General features: G+C 45.5%; 19 protein-coding genes. 13 read left to right on the forward strand and 6 right to left on the reverse strand.

Translation table 11 applies throughout. From position 1 onward, the window contains the following. Window positions 1–1,113: CCA tRNA nucleotidyltransferase (locus VF412_RS18125; protein ID WP_331340681.1), on the reverse strand; the 1,113-nt coding region annotated here is incomplete at its 3' end. A 65-nt stretch (window positions 1,114–1,178) separates the two neighbouring features. Between VF412_RS18125 and queG the strand changes: the two genes are divergently transcribed. Both queG and VF412_RS18135 read left to right on the forward strand, forming a co-directional pair. Continuing rightward, window positions 1,179–2,219, forward strand: a complete 1,041-nt coding sequence (gene queG / locus VF412_RS18130) for a tRNA epoxyqueuosine(34) reductase QueG (protein ID WP_331340682.1) — start codon at window positions 1,179–1,181, stop codon at window positions 2,217–2,219. A gap of 138 nt (window positions 2,220–2,357) precedes the next feature. Further along, complete coding sequence (locus tag VF412_RS18135) at window positions 2,358–5,648, forward strand: hypothetical protein (protein WP_331340683.1); 3,291 nt, start codon at window positions 2,358–2,360, stop codon at window positions 5,646–5,648. A gap of 76 nt (window positions 5,649–5,724) precedes the next feature. Here the strand turns inward: VF412_RS18135 and VF412_RS18140 are convergent, their stop codons facing one another. Next, window positions 5,725–6,240, reverse strand: coding sequence for a hypothetical protein (locus tag VF412_RS18140; protein ID WP_331340684.1), 516 nt, complete (start codon window positions 6,238–6,240; stop codon window positions 5,725–5,727). 34 nt (window positions 6,241–6,274) lie between these two features. Here VF412_RS18140 and VF412_RS18145 point away from each other — a divergent pair, with 34 nt between their 5' ends. The 4 genes from VF412_RS18145 to VF412_RS18160 all read left to right on the forward strand — a co-directional run bounded on the left by VF412_RS18145 (window position 6,275) and on the right by VF412_RS18160 (window position 10,150). Then, window positions 6,275–7,201, forward strand: coding sequence for an HD-GYP domain-containing protein (locus VF412_RS18145; RefSeq protein ID WP_331340685.1), 927 nt, complete (start codon window positions 6,275–6,277; stop codon window positions 7,199–7,201). A gap of 99 nt (window positions 7,202–7,300) precedes the next feature. After that, complete coding sequence (locus VF412_RS18150) at window positions 7,301–7,846, forward strand: hypothetical protein (protein ID WP_331340686.1); 546 nt, start codon at window positions 7,301–7,303, stop codon at window positions 7,844–7,846. A 39-nt stretch (window positions 7,847–7,885) separates the two neighbouring features. Further along, window positions 7,886–8,755 (forward strand): TIGR02285 family protein, encoded by an 870-nt coding sequence (locus VF412_RS18155; protein ID WP_331340687.1) that lies wholly within the window; start codon window positions 7,886–7,888, stop codon window positions 8,753–8,755. Between the two features lie 48 nt (window positions 8,756–8,803). Further along, on the forward strand, window positions 8,804–10,150 hold the full coding sequence (locus tag VF412_RS18160) for a chloride channel protein (RefSeq protein ID WP_331340688.1): 1,347 nt from the start codon (window positions 8,804–8,806) through the stop codon (window positions 10,148–10,150). A 22-nt stretch (window positions 10,151–10,172) separates the two neighbouring features. Here VF412_RS18160 and VF412_RS18165 read toward each other — a convergent pair whose 3' ends face one another. Further along, the gene (locus VF412_RS18165) at window positions 10,173–11,021 is read right to left on the reverse strand and encodes a hypothetical protein (protein ID WP_331340689.1); all 849 of its coding nucleotides are present in this window, start codon (window positions 11,019–11,021) and stop codon (window positions 10,173–10,175) included. 296 nt (window positions 11,022–11,317) lie between these two features. On the opposite strand from VF412_RS18165, the gene VF412_RS18170 reads away from it, so the two are divergent. The 5 genes from VF412_RS18170 to htpG all read left to right on the forward strand — a co-directional run bounded on the left by VF412_RS18170 (window position 11,318) and on the right by htpG (window position 16,975). Next, complete coding sequence (locus VF412_RS18170) at window positions 11,318–11,899, forward strand: hypothetical protein (RefSeq protein WP_331340690.1); 582 nt, start codon at window positions 11,318–11,320, stop codon at window positions 11,897–11,899. Further along, a complete protein-coding gene (locus VF412_RS18175; protein ID WP_331340691.1) occupies window positions 11,899–12,858 on the forward strand; it encodes a formimidoylglutamase in 960 nt (319 codons plus the stop codon). The genes VF412_RS18170 and VF412_RS18175 overlap by 1 nt, the downstream gene beginning before the upstream one ends. 2 nt (window positions 12,859–12,860) lie before the next feature. After that, a complete protein-coding gene (locus VF412_RS18180) occupies window positions 12,861–13,886 on the forward strand; it encodes a low specificity L-threonine aldolase (RefSeq protein WP_331340692.1) in 1,026 nt (341 codons plus the stop codon). Beyond that, the gene (locus VF412_RS18185; protein WP_331340693.1) at window positions 13,883–14,962 is read left to right on the forward strand and encodes a tryptophan 2,3-dioxygenase family protein; all 1,080 of its coding nucleotides are present in this window, start codon (window positions 13,883–13,885) and stop codon (window positions 14,960–14,962) included. The genes VF412_RS18180 and VF412_RS18185 overlap by 4 nt, the downstream gene beginning before the upstream one ends. A 138-nt stretch (window positions 14,963–15,100) precedes the next feature. Then, window positions 15,101–16,975 (forward strand): molecular chaperone HtpG, encoded by a 1,875-nt coding sequence (gene htpG / locus VF412_RS18190; RefSeq protein WP_331340694.1) that lies wholly within the window; start codon window positions 15,101–15,103, stop codon window positions 16,973–16,975. Between the two features lie 59 nt (window positions 16,976–17,034). Here htpG and VF412_RS18195 read toward each other — a convergent pair whose 3' ends face one another. Both VF412_RS18195 and VF412_RS18200 read right to left on the reverse strand, forming a co-directional pair. Next, on the reverse strand, window positions 17,035–17,505 hold the full coding sequence (locus tag VF412_RS18195; protein WP_331340695.1) for a peroxiredoxin: 471 nt from the start codon (window positions 17,503–17,505) through the stop codon (window positions 17,035–17,037). Further along, on the reverse strand, window positions 17,495–18,736 hold the full coding sequence (locus tag VF412_RS18200; protein WP_331340696.1) for a hypothetical protein: 1,242 nt from the start codon (window positions 18,734–18,736) through the stop codon (window positions 17,495–17,497). Before VF412_RS18200 ends, VF412_RS18195 begins: the two co-directional genes overlap by 11 nt. 109 nt (window positions 18,737–18,845) lie before the next feature. Between VF412_RS18200 and VF412_RS18205 the strand changes: the two genes are divergently transcribed. Continuing rightward, the gene (locus tag VF412_RS18205; protein WP_331340697.1) at window positions 18,846–20,516 is read left to right on the forward strand and encodes an AMP-binding protein; all 1,671 of its coding nucleotides are present in this window, start codon (window positions 18,846–18,848) and stop codon (window positions 20,514–20,516) included. An 82-nt stretch (window positions 20,517–20,598) separates the two neighbouring features. Here VF412_RS18205 and VF412_RS18210 read toward each other — a convergent pair whose 3' ends face one another. Then, the gene (locus tag VF412_RS18210; protein WP_331340698.1) at window positions 20,599–20,982 is read right to left on the reverse strand and encodes a high-potential iron-sulfur protein; all 384 of its coding nucleotides are present in this window, start codon (window positions 20,980–20,982) and stop codon (window positions 20,599–20,601) included. 226 nt (window positions 20,983–21,208) lie between these two features. Here VF412_RS18210 and VF412_RS18215 point away from each other — a divergent pair. Beyond that, window positions 21,209–21,643: murein L,D-transpeptidase catalytic domain-containing protein (locus VF412_RS18215; protein WP_331340699.1), on the forward strand; the 435-nt coding region annotated here is incomplete at its 3' end.

The following is a 21,643-nucleotide window of genomic DNA, read 5'->3' on the forward strand; positions in this document are numbered from 1 at the left end:
AGCTTCCTGCAAGGTGCGACCAATGGCCTCTCCCTGAAGTTTCCCCTTTAGATCTTCCCCATTCAGGAAGGGCCTCGGCAACGTCTCGCCCCAACCGCGATTTTCATTAAAAAGATTTTCGATTTCCAAAGAGTGAACGTCTTCTTTATGAAGCACCTCCAAAGCCCAACGGATGCCGGGTTTTTGTAGTTGCTGCAAACGCAATCCCAAACGCTGTCGCAAAAAAACAGCGGGGTTTCTCCACAGGGTCCAAGATTCTTCAATAGCCCGGCGTTCTTTCACGGAAAGTTTCAACATATCCAAACTGGATTTTAAATTCTTATCATCGGCATCGCGAAGGAAGAGGCTTAAATTTTTCCAGACCTCTTTTGTTCCTGATGGACTCCACGAAATAGGTCCCTGCTTCCACGGGAAGAGTTCTTTAAGCAGCGTGCTTTGTTCCATCATTTGAAGTCCCAAAGACACGTTTTTGCTTTTCAGAAGTTTTCCCATCTCATCACGAATGCGCTCGCCACTGACCGAATGTACGACTGGTGCCATGCTCGTCATGGCTTCTAAAGTTTTTTCTTCAATAGAAAAATCCAACTGCGCCGCAAATCGAGCTCCACGAAGCAGGCGCAACTGATCCTCTTGAAAACGCAAATGTGGATCTCCGACAGCACGGACAATTTTTCTAGCAAGATCTTTTTGTCCTTCGACGAAATCTAGGATCTGTTCATTCTCTAGGTCAAAAAACAAGGCATTTACTGTAAAGTCCCTGCGGTCCGCATCCTCTTCAGGAGTGGTGAAAGTGACATGGTCAGGTCTGCGGCCATCTTTATAGCTGCCGTCGGTGCGGAAGGTGGCTACTTCGATATCAGCCCCCTCTTCGATGACACGCATAACGCCAAAGGATTTACCCACGGCGACAGTTTTGGTGAAAATTTGCTCAATTTGATCCGGAGTTGCGTCAGTAGCGATGTCCAAGTCATTAGCAGGAATGCCCAATAAAGCGTCCCTCACACAGCCGCCAGCCAAAAAGGCTTTGTAGCCATGGGCGAACAACCTGTGATAGATTGCCTGAACTGCGCCCCAATGGGGATGTGAGTGAAGTAGCTGTCGTATTGGATTCATCCTTATGTAAGCTTAAAGAATATGAAGCCTGAAAGAAAGAATTTGTTCTTGTGACGCCTCAGCAAATGAATGAGATAAAGGGAATGATTGAAGGACATTTGTCCGATTTGGGTTTCTCCCACTTCGGCTTTTCTTCTTTGTCAAAACCACTAAGTTTCGAATTTTATGAGTCCTGGATCAAAGAAGGTCTTCATGGGGATATGCAATATCTGGAAGATCATGCACCGATTAAGCAAACTCCTCAGAAAAAATGGCCCCGCGCCCAAAGCGCTTTGGTATTTGCCATTCCCTACTATCCCCACCCCGAGAGTAAAAAAGATTTTCCACTAAAAAGTGCCCGAGTCAGTCTGTACGCTCAAGGCTTCGACTATCATTTTTGGTTCAAAGAACGCATGCAGAAACTTTGCTCATTACTGCAGACACAATTCCCCGAAGAAGAGTTCATTGCCTTTACCGATAGCAGCCCCGTTTTAGAAAGAGATTTAGCAAAACGCGCAGGGCTTGGCTGGGTTGGCAAGAACACTTGTCTTATTCACCCCAAAAAAGGCAGCTTGTTTTTCATTGGCGAAATTTACACGTCCCTACAAATGGAAACTGAGCTGGCTCCCTTGCCGGATTTCTGTGGCACATGCACTCGCTGTATTGAGGCCTGCCCCACGGGTGCCCTGATTGAGCCGCACAAAATGGATGCACGCAAATGCATTTCGTATCTCACGATTGAGTCGCGCACTGTTCCGCCCGTTGAGCTCCGTGAAAAAATCGGCGATTGGTTTTTTGGTTGCGATATTTGCCAAACCGTTTGTCCTTGGAATCAGAAAATCTTTAAAGGACAGCTTGCAACGGAACCCATTTTAGCTCTGAACGATGAGCAGTCGAATTCGCTGACGGAAGATCTTCGTTATATCCTGACCTCTTCAGGCAAAAGGCTTGAGAAAGATTTTTGGGGCACACCTCTGGCCCGTGCCGGGTCCTTTGGCCTCAAAAGAAACGCCCTTGTTGTGGTGGGAAATAAGCAGATCTCCTGTCTCAAAAATGAAGTGGAATCCTTAGTAAATCACGAACGTCTAGGTGAACTTGCGACATGGGCTCTTTCACGTTTGAGTTAAAAACTCTGTCTCATTTTGTTCATGATAAAAGCCCGATACAGCTGGAAGCCTTCTCTAACTAAGTCGAGTTTATTGAAGATGTCAAAATTCCTTGTGAATTCACTCTAGAAGCGGCTGTTAAATTCCGATAAATATTACATGAGAACTTGGAACTTCCTGAGCGTACTCGTTTTTTTATTCTCTTTCGGAGCGTCCGTTGCGGAGGCCTCTCCTGCATCTTTATCGTATCAGGGAAAAATCACGAAAACTGATGGAACTGATCTTGAATACAATAACGTGAGTTTTATCTTCAAGGTCACCAATGCCGCCGGCACCTGCATTATCTATCAAGAGCAAGTGAGCGGTTATGACATGACCAACTCTAAGGGTGTTTTCGACGTTCCCATTGGCAGTGGCTCTGTCACTTATCCGTCAGACGGGTCCCTCACAATTCTTGATTCTTTTAACAACTCTCGTACATTCACTTGTTCTGGCGGTTCTACTTACGCAGCGGCTTCTGGCGACAGCCGCAAGCTTCGAGTGATGTTCTTTGACGGCGTCGGTTGGCAAACGCTGTCTCCAGATTTGACCGTGCGCTCTGTTCCTTACTCTGCGTTTGCCTACTCTGCAGAAAAATTGGGAACTTACAATTCGACTGATTTCTTGTTGAAAGCCATCATGCCTGTGACGAGCTGTCCTTCAGGCAACTTCTTAACTTACGACGGCACAAACATCGTGTGCTCTCCAGTTTCGACAACGTCTGGCACTGTAACTGCCGTGACTTCCACCAACTCTTACTTGAGTGTAGCGACGGGTACGACAACGCCTGCCTTGACTTTGAACGTCGGCACGACCGCCAACACCGTGGCTGCGGGGAATGACTCGCGTATCACAGGGGCCTTACAAAGTGGCTCCACGGCGGGTGGCGATCTATCAGGTACTTATCCAAATCCTTCTGTTGCGAAAATTCAAGGCGTTGCTGTTTCCGCGACAGCGCCTACGAGTGGTCAAGTTTTGACATTCAATGGAACTATCTGGGCTCCGGCAACTGCCAGCGGCGGCGGTGGATCGGGAACTATCACTGACGTGATTGCAGGAACTGGATTGACTGGTGGTGGGTCTTCAGGCTCTGTGACTTTGGATCTTGCAAACACAAGTGTGACTGCGGGTTCTTACACTCGTGCAAATATCACAGTGGATGCTCAAGGCCGTCTGACGGCAGCTTCGAATGGCTCTGCGGTGAATCTTGCCTCGGATGTGACTGGCACATTGCCCATTGCAAATGGTGGTACAGGTCAGACAACGAAAACCACCGCCTATAATGCCCTTTCTCCTTTGACGACAAAGGGTGACTTAGTTGTCAGCGACGGAACAAATAACGTTCGTTTAGCGGTGGGGACTGATGGTCAGTATCTTTCTGCCGACTCCACACAAACCGGTGGCTTAAAATGGGTGACTCCATCGACTGGGACCGTGTCTAACGTTTCAGGTACTTCGCCCGTTGTAGTTACAAGTGGTTCAACAACTCCGACAATTTCAGTGAATACAGCAACAACATCGGGATTGGGTGTTGTGCAAATCGGTTCTGGTATCGCGGTTTCTTCTGGTACTATCAGTGCAGATCCAGCCAACTTCCCTTCTGCGGTTCCAGTATCTAAAGGTGGTACTGGCGGCACAAGTTTAACTGCAAACAGTCTTTTGATGTCGAATGGAACGGGCACCGGCTTGACAGCTTTGTCTTGTTCTACAGGACAGATTGTTGGCTTCAATGCTTCAGGTATTGCGGGCTGTTACAATGCAAATACAATTGGTTACTTTGCAAATGGTGGGAATGCCTTCGGAGCTGCTGCCTCACTGGGAACGACGGATTCAAACTCGCTGACCCTTCTTACTAACAACACAGCTCGAATCACAGTCGCAAGTTCGGGCAACGTTGGGATTGGCACAACCAATCCAGGTGCCACTTTCCACGTATTAGGATCTGCGGCGTTTGAAAACAACTCAAACACCGTGAGCGGCCCCAATTTTTCATTCTGGAAAAATCGTGCTTATACTGCGACCCAAAATCTTGATGAACTCGGTTATATTTCCTTTTATGGCCATGATGGGTCGTCATCTCAGCGTGCTGCGTTCATCGTCAGTAAAGGAGATGGAACACCATCTTCAGGTTCCGTTCCCGGCAGCTTGGGTTTCTTCACAACAAACTCTGGCGCCAGTGACAGTACCGAAAAAATGCATATCTCTGCGAACGGAACTGTTGGTATCGGCACAAGCTCTCCAAGTTATACACTGGACATGGGCAGCAACTCAGATGGGATGCGCTTGCCTGCGGGTACGACCGCGCAACAACCAACTTCGAGTGCCGGAGTTATGCGCTTTAATCAAGATACCAACGCGATGGAATATAACGATGGTTCCGCTTGGATTCCGGTCAAAAATAAATACAATGCAACCGTATTCACGACCTCACAGACCCTAGCCGCCGGCGATGGTTATCAAACTTTGAACTTTACGCCGAGTGCAAACTCTACGGTCACCTTGCCCAGTACGACGGGACTACCCGTCGGATGGTGGGTAATCCTTGCGAATAACTCCTCAACAAGAGGCCTCACAGCACAGACTTCCGATGGAACGCTATTCGACGCTAGTGCCGCCACCTTTTCAATCCCAAAAAACGGGAATAATTATAAATTAACTTGGAAAGGTGCCACCTGGTCACCAAGTTATGTTTCAGGAAATGGATTTTATGGACCGGCCGCCAAAGGCCTATTCTTCAACACGACTGCAACAACCGCCTCTGCAGGCAACCTCGGATTTACCGTCGGTAACTCAGTCGAAGGCCCCGGAAGTGTGATTAATATAAACTCAGGAAGTGGTGGCTCTCAGACTACTAATACTTATAATGGCGGTGACATCAACATTAATGCCGGTTTTGGAATTAACAACGGCAATGGGGGTAACATCACGCTTATGGCAGGCCAAAGTAACAACGGTGGCGGAGGCTCGGGCAATGCCGGCACAATATCTCTTTACGGCGGCTTGAACAGTAGTGCACACGGCGCGATCATGCTGAATCCCACAGGCGGAGGAGTTTCAATTGGTTTGGGTACCCCTTCGGCAACACTCGATGTGAATGGTACGATCAAGTCCGTAGCGGTTTCGAATACTTCCACGGCAATCGACTTCTCGACTGGGAACTTGCAGTACACTTCAAGCAGTTGCGGAACTTTTAATTTAAATAACATGAAAAGTGGCGCTAGTTACACATTGGCTGTTCAAGGAACTGCGGGTGGTACATGCGCATTCAATGCCTATAGCGACGCAGGAACAACAGCGCTGACTGTAAAAGCAGGTTCTGTAAGCCTTGTGCAAACTGCTGGTAAGCACACTCTATTCTCTTTCTTGGTAATGGGTACTTACGTTTATATTGCGGCAATTGACGGATACTAGTTAAAAACGGAAGTGGCGCGAAAGCTGGCGCCGATTCTTCCGGCGCTGTGATCATCTGCAATTTAGAATTCAGAAATTAAAGACCTAATTTCTTCAAAAGATCGTCGATCTCGGACTGCTTTAGTTTTTTCTGAGCAGCACCGGTATCGACACTCATACTGTACTCTTCACTAAATTGTTGCGAGATCCAACGAAGTCGCTCTATGAAGGCGCCTGGTATTGTTTTTCTTAGGACCTCTGTCGCATCGTTAATATGAGCGAGCAGAACTTCCAAAGTCTCTGTGGCATCTAACAGGAAGGCGACACACACATCAAAAAACTGTTCGTTGTCTTTAATTTGTGAGGCTTTATATCCAACGGCCTTACACAAAGCCGCATAGTCAGAAATCATGTGCAGAGCATGATCCCCGTCTGCCATCAAGGCCAAGTTCTTTGCGCCACCCATAATGCGATCGACGTTATTGCCATAAGTCGCTAAATCCTGAACACGAGAAAAATCACCTTCAATACTTTCGAGAAGGTCTATCAACTCTTCAATCAAGGTCTTTGACTCGGACACAAAATCTTCTACAATTTCTTTATCAATTGACATCAGTCAACGATAGCAATCGAAGGAATCTCAGGCAATGGATTATGTTTCTATTCGTGTCAGCACTCTTCGCGGTGACCAAAAAATCGATTTCAATGCTTACGTCAAAGTGAACGAGAAGATGATCCTCTACCTTCGTCGCGGAGACAGCTTCGAGGGTGATCGTTTGCAACGCCTTAAGGACAAAAAGCTTCGCAAAATGTACATCTTGACTGACGAGGAAGCGAACTACAGGAACTATCTTCAGCGCAATATCGAGATGGCTTACGACAACACCTCGAATAAAGACATCAGTTCTCGAGCCGAAATTATTCAAGGTGCTCAACAAAACAATACCGAAGAGGTGTTCGAGAATCCTGAAAATGTTGAATCGTACAATTATGCTAAAGATGCTGCAGGCAAATACGTCAACTTCATCATGAGCAATGCCCAAGCATTGAATGCCGTGATGAATCTCGAAAACACAGACAAGAATATCGCCCATCATGGCGTGACTGTATCGACGCTGGCCATTGCTTTAGCCAATAAATTGGGAGTCGTTGACCCCAAGAAAACTCAGCTTTTGACGTTAGGTGCTCTTTTGCATGACTACGGTCACTACAATACCACTATCAATCTAGTTCAGCCATTAGACAAAATGTCGGCGGCGGACTCTGCTCTTTGGAAAAAACATCCCAAAGCGGGAGCTGAGAAAGTTCAGGACAAAAAACACTTTGATCAAGTTGTTATCAACATCATCGCTCAACACGAAGAAACCGTAAATGGCACGGGCCCCTTGGGCTTGCGCGAAAAGGACATGGATCCATTAGCCGTGATTGTCTCAAGCGCCAATGCCATGGACCGTCTGATTACTTTCGAAGGCGTTCCCAAGGAAGAGGCTGCGAAAAAACTTATGATCGACCACGTCGGCAAGCATCCCCTCCAGCACATTCAATTTTTGAACGACGTGATGAAGGGTCTGTAGATTTAGGAAAGAAAATAGAAAATTAAGATGACCTCGCATTCGCGAGGTTTTCTTTTTTCAGGGCTTTGCTTATGCGGACCTTCTACCGATAAGCAAGACATGATTGGATTTAATTACGTTCTGTTAAATCCACGATCGCTACCACAGACTTACGTAGAACTTTTCAACCGTGTTTACGATCATTGGATGTCAGATCATTCAAAAAAAGTTTTCGCTGATCGCCTGATGCAGGTCGATCATATCGCGGTCATTATTCACCGCAATCAGCCTGTGGCGTTTCAACTTTTGCAGCAACTGGATTTACGTTTAAAGCCCTCTTGGCATCATCCTCTGCTAAGCACTTTGCCCAAACCAGAGCGGCAGTATTTGCATGTTCTTAAGACCCCACATTTGCTTTTAAGCGAAAGCCTTCATGTCCTACCCGAGTGGAAAGACAAGGCTATGGGATTCAAGTGGGAAGAAGTTTTATTGAGTTTAAGCCTTCGTCTTTTAGATGATTCGACGGCGGACTTATTGCTCTTTCAATCTCAGTTTCATGCAAAACAATTTCGACGCCATTTTGAAAATCCTCTGATAGAAGAATGGGTCAATGTTTTGTGGCCGCTGTCTGATCTGACTCCCGTCAAAGTACATAGTGTGCAATAAAACTTCCGCAGTTAAAATAGGAACAATTGCGGAGATTTCATGCTACGTTGGTTGATCCTTATTTCTTTTATCGCATCACCGGCGTTCGCCAAAGAGCGAATCATTTGGTATAAACCAAACTGGCCTCCTTATTACGAATCTTCGGGGCCCAAAACCGGTCAAGGTTATATCGATAAGCTTCTTGATTATCTGCAAACGCAATTTCCCGATGTGCAATTTGATTCTAATTATTATGCTTTAAGCTCTCTCGAGCAAATGCGCCAGCAGCGTCCGAACACTTGCAATGTTTCTCACCTTAGGACACCGGCAAGGGAAAAGATCGCCTACTTTACGGCATTCTACATTCAACCTCCCCCAAGCCTGGTCTTCCGCTTAGAGGACTGGAGGAACAAAATTTACGAAGCGAAGGTCTTTTCTTTAGAAAAACTTCTCAATGAAAAAAATCTGCGCGGAGGCTTTTCAGCAGATCGCTCCTATGGCTCTCCTTTGGACGCTCTTATTCGCAAAAACAGAAATAGCTCTTCGGTAAGCATGATCACGGGCGCCGCTGACTCGACCAGCATGATTAATATGTTGAACTCGAAAAAATTTGATTATGTTTTAGAATATGAAGAAGTTGCTCATTATGTGGTCGACAATAAACTTGCAGAGGGTCCTTTGGGATTTTCCGAAGTAGAGGAACAGCGCAGTCCGGTTGTTGTTCACATTGCATGCAGCAAGACCGATTGGGGTAAAAAAACCATTCTCGCCTTAGACAAAGCTTTGCAAAAGATCGCATCCACCGCAAAATATAGACATCTTATGGAAGACTGGCATTCTCCACAAATTCGCGAGACCTACCGCAAGGACTTCGACGACTTTTACAAAAAACGTGCTTCCGCGTCGTGGACTAATATTCCCTCGCCATAAGGACAAAAATCATTGCAATTCATACTGCGAGGAGTATCTCTAATAGAGATGCAAATCTTAGCGCTTAAAGAAAAAATCCATGACGTCCTGGCGAAACTTCGTTACGAAGATTCCCTTCGCCTTCTTCCATTTCTAATTGCAAGTTTTATTGCAGCCGGAACTGCCATTCTTTACTCGATGGCTTTTTTTAAGGCCGAAGAGTTTGCCCTGGATGTTGTTCGCGACTATCACTGGGCTTTATCTTTAGCCATTACTGTATCTGCCGTTTTTTTAAGCTGGTACATCCCTTTTCGTCTGGCAACTCAGGCTGGTGGAAGCGGCATCCCCCAAATGCTCATTGCTAATGAACTGGACCCGTCATTAGATAAGCCCATTATTCGCACTCTCATTGGCATCCGTGTGATCGTTATAAAAATTTTGGCATCCATTCTCGCCGTGCTTGGTGGCGGAGCCGTTGGACAAGAGGGGCCTACTTTGCAAATTGCCTCGGGGGTTTTTTATCGCATCGGCGAAAAATCAACGAAGTGGATTCAGCAAGCTTCGACAAGAACATTTATCTTAGCCGGCGGCGCTTCCGGTCTGGCCGCGGCTTTCAACACTCCTCTGGGCGGTATTGCCTATGCCCTGGAAGAACTCAGCCGCGATTCTTTCAATAACTTCAAGACCTATGTTTTATGGTCCGTTATCACGACGGGCTTGCTGGTTCAGACGTTCATGGGGGGATATCTTTACTTAGGATTTCCGACTCTTGAAAACGTACAGCTATTAACTTATTTCAATGTTCTTGCAGTCGCCTTGATTGCAGGAATTGCAGGTTGTTACTTTGGGTCGGCACTTTATAAAATTACTAAGATTCGTCGCCGTATCAAAAGCTTTACACAGCTTTTGTCTTTAAACTTAATTTGCGGAATCTTATTCTGGTTAGGGATTTTCTTCCTCAGCAATCAAGGCGTTGGCGGCGGAAAAATCTTAATCATCAATATTCTTTTCAAAGGTGCCTGGGCTACCCCGTCAGATATTTTAGTGCGTATGGCGGGACCTCTTTTGATGTCTTTAGCCGGAGTCGCTGGCGGACTGTTCGCTCCGTCCCTTGCTATTGGCGCCGCCGTGGGATCTTTTTGGGCGCAAATTTTCTGGGAGCACAATCACCACTTGCTTGTGATTTGTGGAATGATCGCCTTCCTGACAGGCTTTATGCGCACTCCGTTCACTGCGTTTATTTTGATGTTTGAAATGACAGATCGTCATTCGGCCTTATTCCCGATGATGCTTGCAGCCGTTGTTGCCGCTGGTGTTTCAGCTTTGATCGAAAAACATTCATTCTATGATTTGCTAAAAGAAGACTTCCTACATGCTCATGAAGAGTCACTGATTCAAACGAAAGGACCCGAATAAACGGGTCCCCGAAGAACGTACCTTAAATTTTTATCAACAGTATACTGTGATCTTTTAGATTCGCCAATGTGGCCATCCATTGGTCTTGGGTCAATTGCTGAGAAATTTCCTCACTCAGCATAGCCTGTTCAATCAACTGGGCCTCTGTGTATTTACGATCTTCCTGCAACAGATCGATCAATAGAGCTTCCTCAGGACTGAGACGCGTTTCAAGAACAGTGTTTTGTGACGAGCAATAGACGAAGGCATACATGCCCTTGTCCCTCTGAAGAATTTCATTATTTTCTAAAACGGGAACAATCTGCAAACTCGGATTTGTGCCTACAATGCCTTCCTCATTCGGGGGCCGCACATCGAAGGGTTGCATCTCGAGCCATGCTGTCACCCACTCCCAGTAAGCAAGATCTACAAGCTGTTTGTGCTGCGGGAAGCGTTGGCGGAGGTATCCTACGAAATAGCGCCAATGGTCTTGCAAAAGCCAACTGCTCCATTCCATTTCTTGCAGATAAGTGTCGCAAACTTTTTGCGCTGTAAAGCCCAATTGTTTTTGTGTCATTGGGAAAATACGACCGAAAAGTCTTCGCTGCTCGACCTGTAAATCAAAAGACTCTGCCCGCTCCACCTTCAACGGACGAAGCCATTGGAAAGTTCTAAAAAGTTCTTCCTCATAAATCACGCGCACAGATTCAGGAATAATACTTTCGTGAGTTTCCATGATGATGGATTTGGTTTTTTGCAGATCTTCCAACTGCCGACGGCGCTTCGAACCTACACCAATGACATCGATATCACGTATAACAATTGTATTATGAGTTGGCAGATCGCCATCCCACGGGAAAAAAATCTTTGAGGTCTCATTGTTCGTCGACATCTGCCTCTATATTGAAGTGCTTTGCCTTGCGGATGCAAGGCCTGACGGCACTTGCGAGGGAAATTAAAAAATTGTCCTCAAATTGAACGAAAATTACTTTAAATTCTGCTTCTGCCACAGCCCTAAACCATAAAAGTTTCGTTTAACAATTTCTGGTTAGGAATGTGTTTAGACTCAGGCTCTTCCTCTGAAAAGCCCTTAAAAATGCTGCTTAATTCGGCAGTTGACTCGCGCAGTCAAAAGTTAGAGTAGGATTACTATTGACCGGCTTTCGGACACATGAAACAAGGTCACCCATGCGAGTATTACTTTTCGTCCTCACCTTTGTTTCGACAACATGGGCCGGTGCTGTTCAACCGGTGGCTGGTGTTATTATTAGAACGGGCCAAGACATCCTTTTGCAGTCTGACGACACGGCTTGCGCTTCTTATCGCATTGAAACGAAAAGTGCCGATGCCCAGTCTGCTCTACAAAAACTTGCCCCAGGTGACACAATCACGGCAACAGGCTTGATCGATAAGTCCGTTTGCACAGCAAGCATCGAGAGCATCGACTACGTTGGCCTTAAGCGCATGCTTGGCAACTGGTTTAGCAAAGACGGATTGATCACAGTTCGTGACTTCACAAACTTGCAGTTCTTTCCGACGGGCAACACAGAAATCAGCAAAAACTACGATATCGTGAAACCCATCGAATACAAATACAGCCTCACACCGTCTGATGGCAAAGAGTGGGTTCTTTTCTTGTCTGACAACCAATCGACAACTTTCGCGACAATTCAATTCTCGAAAGACATCGCCATCATGAAGATCTTTGATTCTGATAGCGGCGAAGTGAAAAAAACAATGATCCTCAACCGTAGGGGTACGTCGAACTAATGAGCTGGTTACACCCGATCGACAAGCATCTTCTTTTCACTAAAAACGACAAAGAGGATCCTCGCCTCGGTGAATGCGTCCAGCTTCTGCCTAAAGGCGATCTTCACGACTTTCCAGACAACAATTTCGACTTCGCGATACTGGGTTATCCCGATGATGAAGGCATTGGCCTTAATGGCGGTCGCGTCGGCGCACAAAATGCTCCTAAAGAAATTCGCACGTTCCTTTACAAGATGACACCCCACTTAGCGACAACGACGTTTCCAAAGATTTTGGATCTCGGTGATCTTGTAAACAAAGAAAAACCGCTCATAGAACGCCACGAAAAAGGTCGCGAGATCATTCGCACACTGTCGCAAAAAGGCAAACATTGGATCTCTTTCGGTGGAGGTCACGACTACGGCTACTCCGATAGCACCGGCTTTATGGACGTTTACGCGGGCAATGCTGTTGTGATCAACTTCGATGCTCACATGGACGTGCGTCCGACCGATAAGGGTTTCAATTCAGGAACACCTTTTCATCGCTTGCTTCAAGAATTTTCTGGCAAATTGGATTTCGCAGAAGTCGGAATTCAAAACCAATGCAATAGTCGCCACCATATCGCTTGGGCCCAAAAACATGGGGCTTCTGTTTTCACTTTAGATCAGATCAATGAACAAGGTCTTTTGACTGTCTTAAAAAACTTTATGAAAGACAAAGAAAAGAAAAAAGTTTTCTTAAGTGTTGATATTGACGCTTTCACATCCAGTGAGGCCCCTGGTTGCAGTCAGTCTTGGACGACGGGTCTTTTCACTAAAGACTTCCTTGAGGCCCTTCAATGGCTTGTGAAAAATTTCGATGTGCGAGGCATGGGTATCTATGAGGTGTCGCCTCCGCTAGATTCCGATAAACGCACAAGCAAATTGGCGGCCCTCATCAGCCACAACTTTATTTTTGCAACTTTAAATAAGGCTTAATTATGAAACGCGGTTTCGGTAGCGACAACCATGCGGGAATTCATCCACGAATTCTTGAGTCATTATCTTTAGCAAACATCGAACATGCCCCATCTTACGGCACAGACGACTGGACTGAAGAGGCCGTCCAAGAATTTAAAAAGCATTTTGGGAATGAAGCCCAGGTCTTTTTTGTCTTTAACGGAACTGCTGCCAACGTCACAGCTTTGCGCGCCATCTCGCGCCCATGGCAATCCATTTTCTGTTCCGATGTGGCTCACATCAACGTTGATGAATGTGGGGCTCCGGAACAAATGACGGGATGTAAATTGATTCCCATTCCGTCAGTAAACGGAAAAATTTCTGTCGAAGCCTTGGAAAATGCTTTCATCCGTCGCGGAGATCAACACTACTCTCAGACACAGGTTCTCAGCATCACTCAACCCACAGAGCTTGGCACAACTTATTCCTTGGAAGAGATGAAGGCCTTGGTATCCTGGGCAAAATGTAAAAAACTGATGGTTCATATTGACGGCTCACGTCTCGCCAATGCCGCTTACCATTTAGGCGTAGGCTTTAAGGCATTCACCACAGATCTCGGTGCGGATGTCATATCATTCGGCGGGACAAAGAACGGTCTTTTGATGGGCGAGGTCGTCATCTTTTTAAATAAAGATCTCGCACAAGATTTTAAATATGTGCGAAAACAGAGCGGACAGCTTCCATCCAAATCTCGCTTTATCGCATGTCAGTTTACGACGTATCTTAAAAATGATCTTTGGAAAGACATTGCGAAGAATTCCCTAGAGCGCGCTCAAGAGCTTTACGAAGCGGTTCAAGGAATTCCTTTTGTCAAACTTCGCGAAAAACCCCAAAGCAATGCCGTTTTTGCTACTATTCCTCAAGCATGGGTCAAACCTTTGCGCGAGAAATATTTCTTTTACGTTTGGGATGAAAAAACTTTCGAGTGTCGTTGGATGACTTCGTGGGATACCACATCTGAAGATGTCCAAGGATTTGCTCAAGCCCTGAAGGAGCTTGCACGATGAAATATCCTCCAGTTCACTATCATAACTACCTAGAGATCGAAAAATTGCTTTCGGCTCAACATCCAAAAAGTGTTGAATATGGAAAGCCCGCCCATGATGAATTGCTTTTTATCGTCACTCACCAAACTTACGAGTTGTGGTTTAAGCAGATTCTTTTTGAACTGAATTCTGTTCTAGAAACTTTTCAAAAATCACAAATCCAAGAAGAAGAAATGGGCCGAGCCAGCGCTCGCCTTGAGCGCATAGTAAGCATTTTAAAGCTGATTATTGGCCAGGTCGACGTTCTAGAGACCATGACTCCCCTCGATTTCTTGGATTTCCGCGACATGCTCTACCCAGCCTCAGGATTCCAAAGTTATCAATGGCGTCTGATCGAAACAAAATTAGGGCTGCGCTTAGGGGATCGTTTGGCTTACAACCAATCCCCGTTTTATAAATCTTTAAGCCCTGAACAGCAGACCGAGATGGAAGAGATTCTAAATAAACCCTCTTTGTTTGACGCTGTTGAAAAATGGCTTGAGCGCACGCCGTTCTTGCAGGCCGAGAATTTCAACTTCTGGGAAACGTACCAAAAAGCCGTGAACGGCATGTTCCAGGATGACATCAACACAGTTAAAAACAATCCTCGACTTAACGAAGAAGACAAAGCGAAAAACGTCGCTGGTCTTGAAGCTTCATTGAAAACTTTCGACGCCTTGTTTGATGAAAAGGCGTTCAACGAATTGCGAGCGCAAGGCCACTTCCGTTTAAGCTACAAGGCATTGCATGCCGCTTTGCTGATCCAGCTTTACCGTGATCAACCGATTCTACAAACTCCGTTTAGAATCATTCGTGCGCTTCTTGATATCGACGAGACCATGACAACATGGCGCTATCGCCATGCATTGATGGCCTACCGTATGTTGGGTCAGAAAATCGGCACCGGTGGTTCAAGCGGTCACAAGTACCTGGCCGACGCCACTTCCAAACACAAGATCTTTACGGACTTCTTTAATTTAACGACGTTCTTTATTCCAAGGTCTCAGGTACCAGCTCTGCCAAAATCCATCGCGGATCGCATGAATTTTCATTACTAAAAAATTAGCCCCTTTTCCTAAAAGGGGCCTTTTTTTGAGCCTGACTTTTATCCCCGAGAAAATCAGTTTTTTTCATCTAGAACCTTGCCAAATTACGAGGAATTGCCATATTTGAAAAGTCGAATTCAGGAGACTTATATGGCTAAACAAGTTCAAAATTTTAACGCGGAAATCAAACAGCTATTGGATATCGTGATTCACTCTTTGTATTCCCACAAAGAGATCTTTCTTCGAGAACTGATTTCCAACGCTTCAGATGCGATTGATAAACTTAAATTCCAATCTATCACCCATCCCGCTCTATTGCCTGAAAATTGGCAGCCCGAGATTCGCTTAAGGCCTGACAGTGCCGCTCGTACTTTGAAAATCATCGATAACGGTGTCGGTATGAGCCAAGAGGAAGTTGTCGAGTTCATCGGAACTATCGCCCGTTCTGGAGCAAAGGCTTTTGCACAATTAAACGAAGAAATGAAAACGAAGCCAGAATTGATCGGTCAATTCGGTGTCGGTTTCTATTCTGCATTCATGGTGGCCGACAAAGTCACATTGCATACGCAAAAGGCAGGAACAAACGAAGGCGTCGTGTGGGAATCCACAGGTGATGGCACATATTCTATTGATACTGTTCCTCGCCCAGAAGGAACTGGCACAACAATCACCTTGCATCTGAAAGAATTCACAACGGAAGACGAGGTGCAAGACTTTACAGATCCTTGGATCTTGAAATCTTTAATCAAGAAATATTCTGACTTTATTGCTCATCCGATCAAATTGCAGGGTGAAAAAGAAGACGAGACTTTAAATTCACAAAAAGCGATTTGGCTAAAGTCCCCTGCCGAAGTCACTAAAGAAGAATACAAAGAATTCTACCAACATCTTTCTCATGATTGGAATGAACCTTTAAAAACAATCCACTACAAGGCCGAAGGAACTATGGAGTTCAACGCCTTGATGTATCTTCCATCTAAAAAGCCTTGGAACTTCAATACCCAAGAAGCAGCTTACGGTCTAAGCCTTTATATCAAGCGTGTTTTCATCATGGCTGATTGTAAAGAGCTGATCCCGACTTACCTGCGTTTTGTAAAAGGCTTGGTGGATAGCTCTGATCTTTCTTTGAACGTATCCCGCGAAATTTTGCAGCAAGACCGTCAAGTCACGCAGATTCGAAAGAACGTAACAAACAAAGTGCTAGCAAATCTAAAAGAACTTATGACAAAAGAGCGCAGCACTTATGAAGACTTTTGGAACGAGTTCGGGGCAACTCTAAAAGAAGGTATTCCAAGCGATGCCTCTAATAAAGAGAAAATCCAAGAGCTGGCTTTATTCCACTCCACTTACTCAGATAAAATGACGACTTTGGATGAATACGTCACTCGCATGAAAGAAGGACAAAAAGAAATCTTCTACATCACGGGCGACAATCTTTCACAAGTCAGCCACAGTCCTTATTTGGAAAAATTGAAAGAGAAAAACTATGAAGTTCTTCTTTTGGTTGACCCCGTGGACGAATGGGTCGTCGATGCCATCACTGAATTCAAAGAGAAAAAGCTTCGCTCGATCATGAAGGAAGGTTTGGATCTGGATTCAGAATCTGAAAAGAAGCAAAAAGAAGAAGAGCTTAAACAAGCTGAAATGACATTACGCCCGGTTCTAGACACCATGAGGAAGACTCTCGAGCAAGATGTCAAAGACGTTGTCTTGTCAGAGCGTTTGACGAATACGCCGGTGTGCCTGGTCTCAGCAAGCCAAGATCCTTCTGCGCACATGCAAAGACTTCTTTCACAAATGGGTCGCGAGTATCGCAACCCAGTGAAACGCATTATGGAAATCAACCCGAAGCATCCAGTTTTTGAAAAGATGTTGAAGGCAACTCCCGAGCAACAAACGAAATGGGCGGAAATTCTTTTCGCACAAGCTTTGTTGAATGAAGGATCGAATATTCCAGATCCTGTGAAGTTCTCCCAGCAAATCGCGGAGCTTATGGTTCAAGCGGCTGAGGCGACGAAACACTAGTTTCTTCGCCTATTGAAAAACAAAAAAGGCTCTGTAAAACACAGAGCCTTTTTTATTCTTTAAAGATCTTTTACAAACTTAAGCATCTCGGCGGCGTGCCCGGGGGCTTTGATTTTCCTAAACTCGCCCACAAGCTTTCCATCTTCATCGATGACGAATGTACTGCGTTCAATACCCATGACCATTTTGCCGTACATGTTCTTTTCTTTGATCACATCAAACAATTTACACACTTCTTCGTCCTCATCTGACAAAAGATGAAATTTGAAATCGTATTTACAGATGAATTTATCATGGGATTTCAAGGTGTCGCGGGAAATACCAAAGATTTCTGTCTTTGCTTTCTTAAATTGCGGAAGAAGTTCGTTGAACTCGATTCCTTCGGTGGTACAACCTGGAGTGTTGTCCTTGGGATAGAAATACAAAATAACTTTCTTACCTTTATAATCTGCTAGATTAAAAGTTTCTCCGCTAGATGATTCGATTTTAAAATTTGGGACTTTCTTACCCATTGCGACTTTAGCGGCCACGAGGTGCTCCTTGCTCTTGAGGTGTGTTTGGCGAAACAGGAATAGGTGCCACAGGCTCTACCGCTGGCTGATCTTCTGTTTCTGTGGGTTGAACTTGCTGGTCGATGGACTGTTGCTGCAATTGCGGTTGCCCTTGCGGTGCAATCGGTGGTGCTTGAATATCCGTACCCGGAGGGGCCGATAGGACGCCTGGATTGCCGCCCTGTTCAGCTTTAAGGCGAAGTTCTTCTTCTTCCTGCTCACGTTGACGCAGAAATTCCTCTGACGGCAGTATCGGATTGCCGTTGGCATCCACTGGCCAACCTTCTTCATTCAATTTCAACTCTGAAGCTTTCCCCTTCGTGATATCAGGATCCACCGTAGGAGTGTCAGGAGCCCCCTTCTTTCCCGCCTTGGCATTCTTCACCGGCGTCGGGATTGATGTCGGAGTTGGTTGTGGGCCATAAAGCTCTGTTTCTGTGACAGTGATTTTTCCCGTCATAGGAACATCGGCTTCAATTTTTCTTTTGTCTGACAAGTTCTCAAAAACTTTACCGCGAAGTTTGATCATGTTCTTGCCTTCACGTTCGTAGTCGTAAACATCCAAGCGAATCATTTGCGTCTTCGTGTGATCCTGACTCCAGTTTTTACATTGAAGAGAATTGATGACTCCGTTATCAGAGCCTTTGATCGTGCAATCGATGCGCTTATTTAAAACTGTCGGTCCCAGCCCCAAGATCTCTTCCAGATTTTCGGGAAAAAAGGACATGCTCAAGTCTGTCAGGCTTGTCGCTGTAAATTCGGCGATTTTTTTACCCTGAAGCTTTTCACTGCATTTTTCGAAAATTTCAGCACTTTGCGGAAACCCGGAAGGTCCAGAAACTTTTCGTGTGACTTGATAACGATCACAGCGGAACAGGGATTTATTGGTCAGTTTAAGATTTTCCGAAGACAACAGGGCTCTTTCTACCTTGCCGAAAGGAGATTTCCCCGCAGGATTTTTTTCAGCTGTTAAGACCCACCATGCCTCGCGATGAATACCGTCAGCCTGAGCAAAATACCGGGTGAGCACAGCTAAACTCTTGTCTTTACTCTCTGCGTCCTCTTTCTTTTTTGGAATTGCGGGCTTTGGAGCTGTAACAGCTTGGATCTGCGGTTCCTCCACTGGACTTAGTTCTTTCTCTTTTTTCGAGAAACAGGCCCCCAATGTTAAGGCCATGACAATAATGAAAGAACAGCGCAGTAATCTCATGGTCTCAGTCTTACAAAGACCTGGATTGAACTCAAGAATTTCCTTTACCATTCTTGAACCCGTACTCTAGAATTTCAGTGGAATAGAGCACGCATCTGGAGGAGACATCATGGAGAAGATTTGGCTTAAAAACTATCCAAAGGGAATTCCTGCTGAAATCAACCCAGCACAATACGAGTCCCTCATGGATATTTACGACGAATCCATCCGTAAGTTCCAGGATAAAAAAGCCTTCACAAATATGGGCGTCAGTCTCACTTTCAGACAGCTTGATGAAAAAGTGAATGCCTTCGCATCCTTTCTGCAAAATGAATTGAAACTAAAAAAAGGCGATCGCATTGCGATTCAAATGCCGAATCTCCTGCAATTCCCGGTGATCGTTTTCGCTTCTTTCCGTGTGGGCTTGACTATCGTCAATACAAACCCTCTTTACACAGCAAAAGAGATGCACCACCAATTCAAAGACTCTGGCGCAAAAGCTATTGTTATCATGGCAAACTTTGCATCTCATCTGGAAGAGATCATCAAAGAAACCGACATCGAATCTGTTGTGGTCACAGAACTTGCGGATCTCTTCCCGACTCCAAAAAGAATTCTTGTGAATTCTGTTGTGAAATACATCAAGAAAATGGTTCCGGCTTATCACCTGCCTCACGCTTACACATTCCGCCAGGCTCTTGAATTAGGCGCGATGAGACCGCACCAAAGCGTTAAGACAAATCATGAAGACCTTGCTTTCCTTCAATACACGGGCGGAACAACAGGCGTTGCGAAGGGAGCTATGCTTACTCATCGCAATGTGATTGCAAACATGCTGCAAATTCGCGAATGGATGTCGCCGAAGTTGATTGAAGGCCAAGAGATCGCCATTGCAGCCTTGCCACTGTATCACATCTTCGCTTTGACATTGAACTGCTTGGCTTTCTTGAAAATGGGAGCTGAAAACGTTCTTGTCACAAACCCGAGAGACATCCCTGGCTTTATTAAAGAGCTTAAGAAAACCCCCTTCACAGCCCTTGCGGGTGTGAACACCTTATTCAATGCCTTGATGAACAATCCCGAGTTTGTGACGATCGATTTTAAAAACGTGAAGGTCAGCGTCGCCGGCGCCATGACTTTGCAAAAACCTGTCGCTGAAAAATGGATGGAACTGACTAAATCCGTGATCGTTGAAGGTTATGGACTCACAGAAGCCTCTCCGGTTGTCTGCTGCAATCCTATCGACGGCACGGATCGCACAGGCACAATCGGTTTGCCCGTTCCAAGCACAGATGTTCGCTTGCTGAACGATGACGGTCAAGAGGTTGCCATGGGCGAAGCCGGCGAGCTTTGCTGCCTCGGCCCTCAAGTCATGAAGGGTTATTGGAATCGCCCCGACGAAACTGCAAATGTTATGACGAAAGATGGATGGCTGCGCACGGGCGACATTGCCACTATGGATGCAGATGGATTCTTTAAGATCGTCGATCGCAAAAAAGATATGATCTTGGTTTCGGGCTTTAATGTTTATCCCAATGAAGTGGAAGAAGCCATTGCCTCACACCCAGGTGTTTTAGAAGTTGCTGCGATCGGCGTTCCCGATCAGCATTCTGGGGAAATCGTGAAAGTCGTGATCGTCAAACGCGATCCAAATTTAACAGCCGAAGAAGTGATCGCTCACGCAAAGAAAAGTTTAACGAATTACAAGGTCCCTCGCCTTGTAGAATTCCGCACTGAACTTCCAAAAACAAACGTGGGTAAAATTCTTCGCCGCGCTCTACGCGACACTCCTGCAAAATAATTTTTCGCAAGACGATTTCGAGAATAAAAAAACGGAGGCCAAAGCCTCCGTTTTCATTTTCACCTTGAAGAAAAAGCTTCGATTAAGCTTTTTTATTCCAAGAGTTACAGAACGCATTTGAGTAAACCATTTTGCCCGCGAAAATCGTGCAAGTGCCCACTTCTTTACCGTTCTTAGTCTCTTTTTTAGTGTAGAAACCGCAAGTTGCACAGTGGTTTACACCTTTTGAATCTGGAGATTTCTTGTAGTCTTCAACATATTTTACAGCTTTTGCTACAGCATCATTTGGATCAACCATTGGCATGGCCGCGCCACCTGCTGCCGGAGCAGAACCACGTCTTTTCTCTTGAGCGCTTGCCTCAGAAGAGAAAACTGCATTCAAAGCTGCTGGAGCGATTGCCGCTACGCCTACGATTTGAGCCACTGCCGCGAAGAAACCACGGCGATTCATTTTGTTATCCATCATTGTTGCCTCCGTGAAAAAAACTATGTTTCGATACTACGCCCTTTCATTTGGTTTTCAATTGGAAAGTTTGAAGAATTTGCCTGTTTGAACAAAAAATTGCCGTCACTCAGCAATGAAAAGCAGTGTCAGAAACAAATTGTTGCAGTCTGGCCACCCTTTTCCACGGCACGAACCTTGATCAGGCAAGCACAGTTAGGACATCGAAGACTTCATCGGGGGGTGAGGAATGAGAAAACCACTTTATTGCCTGGCAGCCTTGGTATTTACCACGCCGCCTATCTATGCGGCCACATCTTGGTACGATAAGAAGGTTAAAGGCACTCTTCTGTATGACATGTACAAAAAAGCTGGAGTTCCAGAGCCGGCTCTTCAACGCACGTTTGAATTTCTGGATTTGAACGGCAACAAAGAATTCAAAGTCAAAGCGGACAACGAGACTGTAACGAAAGAAATCGATAATAAGAACTACGCCGTGATTATTGACTTCTCAAAGCCGTCTTCCTCACGTCGCTTGTATCTGATGAACTTAACCTCGGGCCAAGTCGAGAAATACTATGTCGCTCACGGAGTAAATACCGGAGAGGACGACGCCCAGAAATTCTCAAATATTCCTGACTCTAAAAAATCGTCTTTGGGATTTTATCTGACAGGCTCCCCTTAC

Origin of the sequence: Bdellovibrio sp. (assembly GCF_036384735.1) — a bacterium.
Classification (GTDB): Bacteria; Bdellovibrionota; Bdellovibrionia; order Bdellovibrionales; family Bdellovibrionaceae; genus Bdellovibrio.

Bases quoted from the DNA above. Each gene is read 5' to 3' on its own strand.
- VF412_RS18210 (WP_331340698.1), bottom strand. From the start codon at position 20,982: ATGATGGATAACAAAATGAATCGCCGTGGTTTCTTCGCGGCAGTGGCT.
- VF412_RS18140 (WP_331340684.1), bottom strand. From the start codon at position 6,240: ATGTCAATTGATAAAGAAATTGTAGAAGATTTTGTGTCCGAGTCAAAG.
- VF412_RS18135 (WP_331340683.1), top strand. From the start codon at position 2,358: ATGAGAACTTGGAACTTCCTGAGCGTACTCGTTTTTTTATTCTCTTTC.
- VF412_RS18185 (WP_331340693.1), top strand. From the start codon at position 13,883: ATGAAATATCCTCCAGTTCACTATCATAACTACCTAGAGATCGAAAAA.
- VF412_RS18170 (WP_331340690.1), top strand. From the start codon at position 11,318: ATGCGAGTATTACTTTTCGTCCTCACCTTTGTTTCGACAACATGGGCC.
- VF412_RS18175 (WP_331340691.1), top strand. From the start codon at position 11,899: ATGAGCTGGTTACACCCGATCGACAAGCATCTTCTTTTCACTAAAAAC.
- VF412_RS18150 (WP_331340686.1), top strand. From the start codon at position 7,301: ATGATTGGATTTAATTACGTTCTGTTAAATCCACGATCGCTACCACAG.
- htpG (WP_331340694.1), top strand. From the start codon at position 15,101: ATGGCTAAACAAGTTCAAAATTTTAACGCGGAAATCAAACAGCTATTG.
- VF412_RS18155 (WP_331340687.1), top strand. From the start codon at position 7,886: ATGCTACGTTGGTTGATCCTTATTTCTTTTATCGCATCACCGGCGTTC.
- queG (WP_331340682.1), top strand. From the start codon at position 1,179: ATGAATGAGATAAAGGGAATGATTGAAGGACATTTGTCCGATTTGGGT.
- VF412_RS18160 (WP_331340688.1), top strand. From the start codon at position 8,804: ATGCAAATCTTAGCGCTTAAAGAAAAAATCCATGACGTCCTGGCGAAA.
- VF412_RS18180 (WP_331340692.1), top strand. From the start codon at position 12,861: ATGAAACGCGGTTTCGGTAGCGACAACCATGCGGGAATTCATCCACGA.
- VF412_RS18145 (WP_331340685.1), top strand. From the start codon at position 6,275: ATGGATTATGTTTCTATTCGTGTCAGCACTCTTCGCGGTGACCAAAAA.
- VF412_RS18165 (WP_331340689.1), bottom strand. From the start codon at position 11,021: ATGTCGACGAACAATGAGACCTCAAAGATTTTTTTCCCGTGGGATGGC.
- VF412_RS18205 (WP_331340697.1), top strand. From the start codon at position 18,846: ATGGAGAAGATTTGGCTTAAAAACTATCCAAAGGGAATTCCTGCTGAA.
- VF412_RS18200 (WP_331340696.1), bottom strand. From the start codon at position 18,736: ATGAGATTACTGCGCTGTTCTTTCATTATTGTCATGGCCTTAACATTG.